General features: G+C 31.6%; 12 protein-coding genes. 10 read left to right on the top strand and 2 right to left on the bottom strand.

What is annotated here, in order from left to right; all coding sequences use genetic code 11:
* Together H6578_08885 and H6578_08880 are read right to left on the bottom strand one after the other, a co-directional pair.
* Entirely contained in the window at positions 1 to 567 is a 567-nt protein-coding gene (locus H6578_08885) for a GNAT family N-acetyltransferase (protein MCB9227263.1), read from the bottom strand.
* Positions 564 to 839 carry a hypothetical protein gene (locus H6578_08880; protein MCB9227262.1) on the bottom strand — a complete coding sequence of 92 codons (276 nt, stop codon included), beginning with the start codon at positions 837 to 839 and terminating at the stop codon, positions 564 to 566. Before H6578_08880 ends, H6578_08885 begins: the two co-directional genes overlap by 4 nt.
* A gap of 69 nt (positions 840 to 908) precedes the next feature.
* Between H6578_08880 and H6578_08875 the strand changes: the two genes are divergently transcribed.
* The 10 genes from H6578_08875 to H6578_08830 all read left to right on the top strand — a co-directional run bounded on the left by H6578_08875 (position 909) and on the right by H6578_08830 (position 12,648).
* Positions 909 to 1,556 carry a PorT family protein gene (locus H6578_08875; protein ID MCB9227261.1) on the top strand — a complete coding sequence of 216 codons (648 nt, stop codon included), beginning with the start codon at positions 909 to 911 and terminating at the stop codon, positions 1,554 to 1,556.
* A gap of 256 nt (positions 1,557 to 1,812) precedes the next feature.
* On the top strand, positions 1,813 to 2,220 hold the full coding sequence (locus tag H6578_08870; GenBank protein ID MCB9227260.1) for a hypothetical protein: 408 nt from the start codon (positions 1,813 to 1,815) through the stop codon (positions 2,218 to 2,220).
* Between the two features lie 136 nt (positions 2,221 to 2,356).
* Complete coding sequence (locus H6578_08865; protein ID MCB9227259.1) at positions 2,357 to 3,370, top strand: nucleotidyltransferase; 1,014 nt, start codon at positions 2,357 to 2,359, stop codon at positions 3,368 to 3,370.
* On the top strand, positions 3,360 to 5,108 hold the full coding sequence (locus tag H6578_08860) for a tetratricopeptide repeat protein (GenBank protein ID MCB9227258.1): 1,749 nt from the start codon (positions 3,360 to 3,362) through the stop codon (positions 5,106 to 5,108). The genes H6578_08865 and H6578_08860 overlap by 11 nt, the downstream gene beginning before the upstream one ends.
* Positions 5,101 to 5,856: a DUF4292 domain-containing protein gene (locus tag H6578_08855; GenBank protein ID MCB9227257.1), complete on the top strand. Its 756-nt coding sequence runs from the start codon at positions 5,101 to 5,103 to the stop codon at positions 5,854 to 5,856. Before H6578_08860 ends, H6578_08855 begins: the two co-directional genes overlap by 8 nt.
* Positions 5,856 to 7,115, top strand: a complete 1,260-nt coding sequence (locus tag H6578_08850) for a peptidoglycan DD-metalloendopeptidase family protein (GenBank protein ID MCB9227256.1) — start codon at positions 5,856 to 5,858, stop codon at positions 7,113 to 7,115. Before H6578_08855 ends, H6578_08850 begins: the two co-directional genes overlap by 1 nt.
* Positions 7,116 to 7,155: 40 nt before the next feature.
* Positions 7,156 to 7,917, top strand: coding sequence for a polyphosphate kinase (locus H6578_08845; protein MCB9227255.1), 762 nt, complete (start codon positions 7,156 to 7,158; stop codon positions 7,915 to 7,917).
* Positions 7,918 to 7,986: 69 nt separating this feature from the next.
* Positions 7,987 to 10,380 carry a TonB-dependent receptor gene (locus tag H6578_08840; GenBank protein MCB9227254.1) on the top strand — a complete coding sequence of 798 codons (2,394 nt, stop codon included), beginning with the start codon at positions 7,987 to 7,989 and terminating at the stop codon, positions 10,378 to 10,380.
* 425 nt (positions 10,381 to 10,805) lie between these two features.
* Positions 10,806 to 11,351, top strand: a complete 546-nt coding sequence (locus H6578_08835) for a hypothetical protein (GenBank protein MCB9227253.1) — start codon at positions 10,806 to 10,808, stop codon at positions 11,349 to 11,351.
* A 352-nt stretch (positions 11,352 to 11,703) separates the two neighbouring features.
* Positions 11,704 to 12,648, top strand: a complete 945-nt coding sequence (locus tag H6578_08830; protein ID MCB9227252.1) for a hypothetical protein — start codon at positions 11,704 to 11,706, stop codon at positions 12,646 to 12,648.
* The last annotated feature ends 85 nt before the right edge of the window (positions 12,649 to 12,733 follow it).

Below are 12,733 nucleotides of genomic sequence, written 5' to 3'. Positions count from 1 at the left end.
TTATCCTTTCCATTCTTCTTTAAACATATACCACGCTTGGTGTTTTTTTCTATTTCCGTGTTCGTCTTTTTCTAATATTCTAAAAGTGCCTTCTAAATTATAGCCTAATCTTTTTGGAATTGCTGCACTTTTTATATTAGATTCCTCACAATGTATTTCCATTCTCTCCGCATTAAATTTATTAAAACCAAAGTCAGTTAGTGCTCTTGAACTTTCTGTAATGTAGCCTTTCCTGGTATGTTTTGAATGACACCAATACCCTATATGAAAATTTTGTCTTTCTTTACTTCTAATGGTATGGATTCCTGTAGAACCAATAAAATCCCCTGATACTTTATCAAAAATACCTAAGGTGTAGTCTTTATCTTCTTCTATTTCTTTAGTCCAATGTTTTATTAATTCTTTCTTTGCATCAATACCTTGTGGCTCATTTTTAGCCCACGGCATAAAAAGCAATAACTCAGGCAAACTGCTATCTATTGCTTCCTTTATTGCAGGGGCATCTTCAATAGTATAAGGTCTTATTAAAAGACGTTCCGTTTCTATATGCAAATCTTTTGGGTTCATTCTAAATCTCCTAATTCTAATTGACTTATCTGCAAATAAAACTTTTGACTTTCTTCGCTTAGGTCTTTGGTGTTAAATTTGAGTTTCATTATAATATCTATTAATGAGCTTACTTTAGCTTCTATTTCAAAATATTTATTAATAACTACTACTTTTTTATCTTCAAGCAGGCAGTAGCCACTATTAAAATTTCCTTTTTCATAGCGAACTATAAAATCAATATCCTCTAATAATTTTTCTGCTTTATTTAGCGTTGTTTTAGTGTATTTCATAAATTATAACCCAAAATTATAAGCAAACTATCTTTTTTGCCTTACTTTTGAAAAGTAAATATACACAATATGAGAAATATTCTGATTGGCTTTATTATGCTTCTTCCATTTTTGCTTACTGCTCAAAAAAAACAGAGGGACACACAGCTCTTTGTTGGGTACTTGGCAGCAGGTATGAATGTATCGCAGATAGCAGGCGATAGAATGGCGGGCTACAGAAAAGTGGGAGCTAATGCCGGAGTGGGAACATATATTATGTATAAGCCATTTTTTTCTAACAGTATAGAAATTTCATACTCAATGAAAGGAAGCCAAGAGGCTTTTAAAAATAATAATCCCACTTCTTTTAAGAAATATACTATGGATTATGTTGAAATTCCCGTATTATTTAACTACCACGAAAAAGAAGTGGCTATTTTTAGTGCAGGTATTACTTTTGGTAGGCTAATAAGAAATGAAGCCAGAAATGCTATTAATTTAGTAAGTACAGACCCTAAAAAATGGGAATTTGGTATTACGGCAGGTGGTACATTTATACTTAAAAAAAGATTTGGTTTTAATTTAAAAGTAAACTATTCGCTAAATTCTATTTTAGCATCTCCCGACCCTGGCTCAAAAGCAAGAAGAAACGGTTGGTATCATAATGCTCTTACTTTCCGTTTTGTATATATGTTTAAAAAGAAAGAAGATAAGGGTACAACTTATTATGAAGAGTAAAAAAGCGTTTTGAACTTTTTTTAAAAGATATACTCGTGCCACCACTCCAAATGGTGGCACGAGTGTTTTTGATATAAACGTATTATTACACTATACGCTCCCTGTAGTTTATACTGTTTTAAATTGATAATAGCGTTTCAAAAGATATATACATAGGTTTCTCAATAAAAAATATTTTTTTTGAAAAAAAAAGAAACTATTTGAAACAATATAAAAAACATTGCCGTAAACCTTACTAAATCAAAAACGCACAAACATGAAAAATTTAACAATCTTAATCGCAGTTTTCTTCTTTTCTTTCACAGTTGCTAAAGCACAAGGACTACCTACTCCTTTAGAAGACAAAGTAAGCAATGAAATAATACCTGAAGCACCAAGTGCTGACCACATATATGTAAAAGGTCATTACGAACTAAAAGCAGGTAAATACTATTGGGTAAACGGTGCTTACGTAGAAAAATTAGATAATAGTAGTTGGGTAGATGGTCAATGGGTAAAAGATGCTGAAACTAATTTGTACTCTTATAGCCAAGGATATTGGAAAAATAACGAAGCTCAAATTATTAAATTTAATGGTATAGCATACGAGCCGGGAGTTGTAACTGAACTTAGCAATATTGAAATGCTAAATAATGAAAGCTTCTCGTACGTTATAATGGAATAACAACACACACACTTTTGAAAATAAAAAAAAAGCTCCTCTCTTAGGAGCTTTTTTTTGTGGGCTGTAAAATCCAAAATAGTCTGAACTATTTTAATGGTATAATACCTATCTTTGCCCCAATTACAAAAATTAACTAATGAAAATTATTATACCTATGGCGGGCTGGGGCTCAAGATTACGTCCGCACACCCTAACTATTCCAAAACCTATGGTGCCTATTGCCGGCAAGCCTATTGTACAGCGTTTAGTAGAAGGTTTAGTACAAACTATAGATGAAGATATAGAAGAAATAAACTTTGTAATACGTGAAGAATTTGGCAGAGAAACGGAAGAAAAACTGCTTAGCGTAGCTAAAAATTTGGGAACAAAAGGTATTATTTCTTATCAAGACAGCCCGGAAGGTACAGCCCACGCCATATATTGTGCTAAAGAAAGCCTTAATGGAAACATTATTGTAGCTTTTGCCGATACTTTATTTAGAACAGATTTTAAAATTGATACCTCTAAAGATGGCGTTATTTGGGTAAGCAAAGTAGAAGACCCTAAAGCTTTTGGTGTTGTAAAATTAGACAAAGAAGGCACTATTACCGATTTTGTAGAAAAACCCGAAACCTTTGTTTCCGATTTAGCTATAATAGGAATTTACTATTTTAAAGACGGTAAAGCTTTAAAAACAGAAATAGAATATTTGCTAAATAATGATTTGCGTGAAAAAGGAGAATTTCAGATAACTAATGCTCTTGAAAACTTAAAGAAGAAAGGAGCTAAGTTTGTGCCGGGCACGGTTACAGAATGGTTAGACTGTGGCAATAAAGATGCCTGTGTTTACTCTAATGAAAGAGTGCTGGAAAATGCAAAAGGCAAAGAAAAATTGCAGTTTTCTACTAATTTTGAGAATAGTATAGTGATAGAACCTTGCTTTATAGGCGAAAACGTAACTATAAAAAACAGCATTGTTGGACCACATGTTTCTTTAGGCAAAAACACCAAAGTAGAAAATAGTATTGTTAAAAATTCTATAATACAAACACACAGCACTATTAAAAACGTTATATTAGACCGAGCTATGATAGGCAATAAAGTTGTGCTAAACGGAAAAGCCGAAAATCATAGCCTTGGAGATTATACAAATATAAACTATGAAGCGTAACTTAAAATTAGTTCTTTTATGCATTTTGTGCTTAGGCATACTACCGCTATCTGCACAGAAAAAAAAGAAAAATAAAAAACAAGATAAAGAAGTAACTTATGTTTTTAATGATGCAGGAAATGAACTAAGTGCTGAACGTCTTTTTTTTGATGGACAAAGGGAAAAAATAGTAGGAAATATAGATTTAGCCTACGAAAATTTTGCTAAAGCTGTAAAACAAAATCCTAAACTTGATGCCGCTTATTATGAAATGGCTCAAATAGAACAATTGGGCTCAAAATATGACTTATCTAAGGCGAGTATTCAGAAAGCATTAGCCATTTCGCCCGATAATATATGGTATGCACAGTTTTATGCTAATGTTTTAGCTACGCAAAGTAGTTTTACAGAAGCCGCCAAAATTTATCATGAATTAAGAGCAAAAAATCCTGAGTTTTATGATTTTTCATATAGAGAGGCTTATTACTATATTTTAGGTAAAGAATACAAAAAAGCACTTGGCGTTTATGACGAATTAGAAAAAGAAGTAGGTATTCAACCTGATATTTCTTTGCAAAAACAGAAACTATATAATGAATTAGGCGAAAAAGAAAAAGCTTTAAACGAGCTTAAAAAAGTTTACTCTTTAGACCCTAATGATTTGGAAATGAAAAACAAAATTGCCGAATATTATATAGAAATTGGTCAAGAAGAAAAAGGCGTAGAAACTTATGAGGAAATTTTAAAACAAGACCCAAACAATATTGTTGCCTTAACTTCTTTAGCCGATTATTACAGCACTAAAGGCGACAAAGAAAAAACTTTATACTACCAAGAAAGAGCTTTTTCTAACCCCGATATTCCTATAGATGCTAAGATTGGCGTGCTTTATAATTATATTCAGTTTTTTGATAAAAGAAAAGACGACATACAAGATGCCTACACCCTGTCCGATTTATTAATTAAAGCTCATCCACAAGAAGCCAAGGGCTATTCTATAGCTGGTGATTTAAGAAATATAAATGATGAACCGGAAAAAGCACTGGAGTACTATAATAAATCTATAGAAAAACAAAAAGATGTATTTTCTGTATGGCAGCAAATATTTTTTATTAATAGCGATTTAAAAAACTATGAAGAGCTAAAAAATAAAACGGAAGAAGCTAAAATCTATTTTCCTAATCAGGCATTGGTTTACTTTTTTAACGGCATGGCAAATCAGCAATTAAAAGACAATGAAGAAGCTATAAAAGCATATAACAGAGGTGTAAAAATGACAGGAGACAACAAGCTGCTAAAAGGTCAGTTTTATGCTAATTTAGGCAATGCTTATAATGACACTAAAGAATATGAAAAAAGTGATGAAAGTTTTGATAACGCATTAGAAATCAACCCAAAAGATGCTTATTCATTAAATAATTACAGTTATTATTTATCCTTGCGTGGCGATAAACTTGAAAAAGCGGCAGAAATGAGCTTATTATCTAATGAATTAGAACCTAACAACAGTTCTTTTTTAGATACTTATGCTTGGATTTTGTACAAAAAAGGCGACTATAAAAAAGCTCTTGAATATCAAGAAAAAGCAATTTCGGCAGGAGAAAAACCAAGCGATACACTTTTAGAACACTTAGGCGATATACTATATAAATTAGGCAAAAAAAGCGAAGCACTAACTAAATGGAAAGAAGCTAAAGAATATGGCGAAGGCTCTGAATTTTTACAGCAAAAAATAGATGAGGGCAAATTGTATGAATAAGTTTCTTATTCCTCTATTTTTTTCTATTTTACTGTTAGCTGCTTGCAAAAACAGTAAAACTTTAAGCGATTCAAAAAGTAAAATTCCGAGTAGCAAAGTTTTATTAAAAAATATGAACGAAGCTGATTTTAAATACCAATATTTGTCGGCAAAAGCTCGTGTTAATTTTGATGACGGCAGTTTTAATCAAAATTTTACGGCAAACATAAGAATAGAACACAACAAAACTATTTGGCTATCGCTTACTGGTCCATTTGGTATAGAAGGTGCCAGAGTGCTTATAGAACCCAATAGAGTTCAAATTATAAATAAACTTTCTAATTCTTACGAAGATCAAACTTTTGAGTATATTAATAGATATATACCTTTTAGTGTGGATTTACCTTTTTTAGAAAATTTATTAGTAGGCAATACTTTTAATATTTCAGGCAGTGGAAAAGATAAAGTAGAATTAGACAAAAACAACTACGTAATAAAAGAAAAAAACCAAGATATAGACGCTACTTATTTTATTGATTTTGATTACAAATACAGCAGAGCTTTATTTACCCAAACCAATAATAATAGAAGAGTAAATTTAACTTATAACGACTATAAAATAATTGAAAATCAGCTTTTTGCATTTTTAAGAGATATGGTTTTTTCCGATGGAAATAACAATATGCGTTTAGCTCTCAATTTTTCTAAAGTAAAAAAAGAGAGTAACTTAGATTTTCCTTTTTCTGTTCCTGAAAGACTAAAAAAATAATGAATAAAATTATCCTTTCATATAAAAATATAGTTGCTAAAATAATATTTATTATTGTTTTACTTTTTAGTTTTTCATTAAATGCAAATGCCCAAAACAAAAAAGAAAAACTGCAAAATCAATACAACAAAATACAGAAAGAATTAAAAGAAATTGAATCATTAATTAAAGAAAACAAACAAGAAAGAAGTAATTATTTAGGGCAACTAAACAGCATAAAAACCAAAATAAATTCGCGACAAAATTTAATAAGCAACATTAATGAACAAATAAACCTACTGAACGAAAAAATTGCCGATAAAGAAACCGTAATATCCTCATTAAAAAAAGATATAGAGCAGCTAAAAAAAGACTATGCCGTAATGGTTCAAAATGCTTATAATAATAAGTATAAAGGCAATAGTTATTTGTCATTTATACTAAATGCTGAAAGTTTTAACCAAGCTATTCAAAGACTTACTTACTTGCAAAGTTATGCCAGAACAAGAAGCAATCAATCTAAATTAATAGAAAGTACCATTGCCGATTTAAACCATAAAATAGAAACTTTAAAAGAAGATAAAGCCAACAAACAAGCTCTTTTAGGCGAAGAAGAAACACAAAAAAAGCAATTAGTAAGTGAGCAAGATGAAAAAAACTCGCTAATTAGCCAGCTTAAAAAAGATGAGGGGAAACTACAACAGCAAGCTAAAGATAAAAATAAAGCGGCTCAAGATTTAAACAGCCAAATACAAAAAATAATAGCCGAAGAAATACGCTTAGCTAAAGAAAAAGCTGCCAAAGAAGCTAAAGCAAAAGGAAAAACGGTAAGCACTACAGGTTTAGCTTTAACTCCCGAAGAAAAATTAATTTCTACAGATTTTGTAAACAATAGAGGGAAATTACCTTGGCCTGTAGGCAAAGGATTTATAGTTAGTAAATTTGGAAAACACGAGCATCCTACGCTTCATGAAGTTTATACCAACAATAATGGCGTAGATATAAAAACCGAAAAAGATGCTACAGTTAGAGCTTTATTTAACGGTACAGTTATTAACTCTTTTTATTTGCCGGCTACGCAAAATTCAGTAATAGTAAAGCATGGAGAGTATTTTACGGTATATTCAAACCTAAAAACGGTAAGTGTAAAAGCTGGCGACAATATAGTAACCAAGCAAGAAATAGGAAAAGTATATACCGATAATGGCGAAAGCAAAGTACACCTTGAAATATGGAAAGGTACTGAAAAAACTAATCCAGAGCTTTGGCTGGCGAAATAAGCGTTCAGAATTAATGTAAAATATTTTTTACTTTTGTTATATGCAGATACAAAAATTAGATACTAAAGCACCTAAAACTATTGACAAAAAAGATATAGAAAAAGAAACAAAGGAGCTAAAAACCGAAATGGCAGAGTTGCAACACAAAATGCGAGCACAAGAAAAATATAGCTTGCTTATTATTTTGCAGGGAATGGATGCCAGCGGAAAAGATGGCGTAGTAAGAAGAGTTTTTTCTGAAATTCCTGCCTTTGGAATTAGCGTAGCATCTTTTAAGCAGCCCACAAGAGAAGAATTGGCTCACGATTTTTTATGGCGTGTACACCGGCACACACCAAGCAAAGGGCAAATTACTATTTTTAACCGCTCTCATTATGAGGATGTTTTAGTTACCAGAGTATTGGGACTAACAGATGATGAAACGGCTAAAAAGAGGTTTAAATTAATTAACGATTTTGAAAATATTGTACAACATAACAATACCATTATCCTAAAATTCTTTTTAAATGCCAGCAAAGAAGAACAAAAAGAAGATTTGCTGGACAGAATGAAAAATCCCGAAAAGTTTTTTAAACACAGCGATGGAGATTGGGAAACCAGAGCTCAATGGGATTTATATATGCAATATTATAATGAATGTATAGAAAATACCCAAGAATATGCAAAATGGTATATTGTACCCTCCGACCAAAACTGGTATAAAGATTATACCATAGCCAAAACAGTAGTAGAAACCCTACAAAAACTTCCATTGGGATATCCACCTTTAAAAACAGAATTAGACATTAATAAGTTAAAATAAATTAAGATAATCATAATTTATTTTGAGGATAAATTTTCAATTTTATCTTTAGCCACAATAATGAATTGAATGAAAAGAATTTTTACATTTTTTATAATAAGTAATTTGTTTGTAATATCAGCTTTAGCTCAAAGTAATTTTAGCATATCTGGCATAGTTAAAGACAATGATACAAAACAAGTGATGGAGTATGCCACAGTTTCGCTTTATAATACCTCCGATTCAAGTCTTGTAACAGGGTTAGTTACCAATTTAGAAGGAAAGTTTACTTTAGATAATCTAAAACCCGGGAATTATTATGTAGATGTATCTTTCATAGGTTTTAAATCTAAAAAAATAGGAAATTTGGTGTTAAGTCCAAGCAATCCTAAAATAGTTTTGCCCGTAACCTACTTAGGAGCAGATGCAGATGTAATAGGCGAAGTGGAGGTAACAGCCATTAAACAATCAGTTAAATATGAATTAGACAAAAAAGTAGTGGATGTAGATAAAAATATAGCTGCCAGTAGCGGTACTGCTGCCGATGTTTTAGCTACAGTTCCTTCGGTTCAAACAGATATAGATGGCAATGTTTCTTTAAGAGGCAGTAGCAATTTTAAAGTTTTTATAAATGGTCGCCCTTCTGTTTTAGATGCCAATGATGCTTTACAGCAAATACCTGCCAGCACTATTGAAAATATAGAAATAATAACCAATCCATCGGCTAAATATGATGCAGAAGGAACAGGTGGTATTATAAATATTATAACTAAAAAACAAAAATTAGAAGGTTTTAGTGGCATTATAAATGTACGAGGGGGAATTTGGGATACTTATGGTGGAGATGCTACGCTTTCTTATAAGAAAAAGAGATTTACTTTTTTATTGTCGGGAAATTATAACCACATGGGGCATCCCGGCACTTATGAATCTGTAATGAACACCACTTTAAATGATACTACTGTAAGCACCATTAATAATGGAAGTAAAAAAAGAAGTTTTACACGCTATAATATAAATGCAGGTATAGAATACGATATAACGGACAATAGTTTTATAGGTGTAAGCTACAGATACGGTGCTTTTAAAATGTTGTCAAATGATGAATTAGACTATCAATTTATAAATAGAACTACCGGAGAAGAGGAAAGTTTCACCAATTATAATGAAAGTTTACGTAAAGGTCCATTTCACGAGTTTGCTTTAAATTATGGCAATACTTTTAAAAATAAACACGAATTAAAAGCGGGTGTCAACTATAATTTTAGAAATTTTTTAGAACAAATAGACAATAAAAGAGAAGATAATGATGAATTGATTTTCAACACAAAAAGTGAAGAAAAAGGTCCTTCAAGCCGACTGAGAATAAATATAGATTATACTGCTCCCGTAGGTGAAAATAGTAAGTTTGAATTTGGCTTTTTGCAAGAACTTTCAAAAGGGCAAGACGAAAATATAGCTTATATTTTAGACGTAAATACCAATGAATTTACCGAGCAAAATCAGTTTTACAGCGATTTAAAAAACAGTAAAGATATACGAGCTTTTTATGGTACTTTTTCAAGCAAATGGAAAAAGTTGAGCTATCAAATAGGTGTGCGTAGCGAGCATACCAATAGAACCATAGAATCTAAAAACTTAAATACCACCTATAAAGTTAAACGCTTAGATTTATTCCCATCAACGTATTTTTCTTATCAGTTTAATGATAAACACCAGATGTTTTTAAACTATTCTAAAAGAATAAACCGACCACGACCGTGGTATTTAGAACCTAATGTTATTTATTCCGATGCCAATACATTGTGGGGTGGAAATCCCGATTTATTGCCGGAGTATATTCATAGTGTAGAACTGGGCTGGTTATATACATTTAGCAAAAAAGGAACTTGGAGCAATGAAGTGTATTTTAGGAATGAGCAAAATGTAATTTCCTTTATCAGACTGCCCGTAGATTATCAATTAACACTACAACGTCCGGAAAATGTAGGTGTTTCAAACTCTGTAGGCTTAGAATCAAGCTTGAGCTATTTATTACTTAAATGGTGGAATACCGATTTAATGGCAAATTTATTTTACTTTAATTTAAAAGGAAGCTACCAAAATATTAGTTATGATAGAAGTAGTTTTTCGTATAATTTTAGATGGAATAACTATTTTACCATAAAGAAAAATACAAAGTTTCAGTTTAATGCCTCTTATTCAAGTCCTATAGTTACGGCACAAGGAAAAGATAAATATATATTAAGTTTTGATGCCGGATTTAGACAAAGTTTATTAAACAAACAATTAGAAATAGGTTTGCAGGGCAGAAATATTTTTGGAACAGTAAAAAGGCAAAGTATAAATAGTGGGCCAAACTTTGATTATAGCAGAGTAAATAAACCAAAAGCACCAAGTATTATATTGTCATTATCATATAAAATAAACAACTATAAAGCTAAAAAACCTACATTTACCGATGATGGAGGTGGGGAGTTTTAACAGCGATTGGGAGTGTAAATTAAATTCTGTCTAAAAAGATTACTTCTTCGTTCCGTTTCACTACACTCATCGTAAAGACGTACGAGATAGAAAAAACCTTCCCCAAAAACGTCATTGCCACGAAGGCGGTAATCCCTTACAATAAAACTGCACTATCTGACATTGAGATGCCTGCCTTCGCACCGTGTCTGCCGATAGGTAGAGGCATGACGGTTGTACTTAAGTTTGCTTTGTTCGTGCCTCACTCGCAAAAACGCACTCATATCGGTTCGTCTTTGCGAACGGAGTGAAGCAATCTCTTTATAGTCATAGTACAAAGGATGAAATACTCGTGCCGCCACTCCAAGTGGTGGCACGAGTAGTGGAAACGCTCTACCTATTTAATCAAATATAAATAAAAAAATACTTACATTTGAGTTATGAGTATGAAAAAAAGAAGTGAAAATCAGCAGGGATGCCGACCACAGAGAAAAAATATTTTCGCCTTTGTGTTGTTCTCGGTAGTAATGAGTATTGCAATAGTAAAAACTATTAATTACCGTAATCTACCTAAAAAGGGGATTAAAGTTGAAGGAATAGTGTACTCAGGGTTTAGATATATTACTTGGAAATATCTGGTACAGGGGCGTGTGTATAAAGTTAAATTGTCTAAATCTGATTACCCTTTTGTAATTGATGGGGAAAAGTATTACGTGTATTATGACTCTGATAATCCTTCTTTTTCGATAATGTCTTTTACAGAGCCAATCATAGATTCTTCTGCTTTTGATACAATTACTTCATTGCCTTTGACAGCAGTGTATGATAAGGGAAGTCAGTTAGTAAGTTTTGATTACCTCATTGAAGGGGATACGGTAAGAAGAGAACATCGTTATAAGTTTAAAAATGACTTTAGTTCTACAGAACAAAGGTTTACGATTTATGTAAAATCTGATAATCCTAAAATTAGTTATATAAGATTAGAGAAATGAGATATTTGTTTTTTGTATTAAATCTTATAAACACACTACAATTCCTAAGGAAGCAGAAATACCTTACAACAAAACTGTGTTAACTGATATTGAGATACCTGCCTCCGCACCGTGTCTGCCGATACCTGTCTACCGATAGGTAGAAGTATGACGAACATGGTAGATTTATTAACCTTCCCCAAAACGTCATTGCCATGCATACGGTAATCCCAATCATCAAATTACTTCATTTACAATGGTAAATACCGTTAGTTTAATACATCTAATAAGCTGATATTAGACTATTATATATTCCTAATCGGTATTATACACAAACAAGTTGTAAATTTATGGGCGTAATATCAAATTATTTATGACCCCCAAAAAAGCATTAATTACAGATAGTGTTCACAATATATTGATAGAAGATATAGAAAAGGCAGGCTATCTGTGTACCTATTTGCCTAATATTCAGCAGCAAGAAGTAGAAAAAATAATAGCAGAATATGAAATACTCATTATAAATAGTAAAATTAATGTAGATAAACAATTCTTAAATAAAGCTGAAAAGTTGAAAATTATAGGTCGCTTGGGTAGTGGTATGGAGATAGTGGATATACCTTATGCCGAAAGCAAAGGAATAAAAGTATATAATTCGCCTGAAGGGAACAGAGATGCCGTAGCAGAACACGCCATAGGAATGTTGCTTGGTTTGTTTAACCAATTAATATATGCCAATAATGAAGTAAAAAATTTTATTTGGCAAAGAGAACAGAGAAGGGGAGAAGAGCTTAAAGGAAAAACCATAGGCTTAATAGGATATGGAAATACAGGCAAAGTCATGGCAAAAAAGCTATATGGTTTTGATGTACAAGTTTTATTTTATGATAAATATTTAAAAACAGAAGATGATAAATATGCAAAACAGGTTAATCTTCAAGACATATATAATGAAGCGGAAGTTTTAAGTTTTCATGTACCATATAATAAAGAAACCCATTATTACTTTAGTGAGGGTTTTATAAATAAAATGAAGCATCCTTTTTACTTAATAAATACCTCAAGAGGTAAAGTGGTAAACACCAAGGATTTAACAAATGGATTAAACAATAAAAAAATATTAGGTGCTTGCTTAGACGTTTTTGAGAATGAAAAACTACAGACCTATACAAATGAGGAAAAGAAGATGTATGAAGAATTATTCTCTCATAAAAATGTCATTGTGTCGCCTCATATAGCAGGCTGGACACACCAATCAAAATATAAGTTGGCAAAAATTTTAAGTAATAAAATTCTCGGGAACGCCTATTTAGACTAATTTTTGATACTTTTTGTTAAAATTCTCTTAATATTATGACACTAAAATGCTAATGTTTCTTAAAAATATTTATAACTTTGGTCGT

This window comes from Chitinophagales bacterium (assembly GCA_020635995.1).
GTDB lineage: Bacteria > Bacteroidota > Bacteroidia > Chitinophagales > UBA8649 > JAFMKE01.
This window is presented reverse-complemented; position numbering and strand designations above follow the sequence as displayed.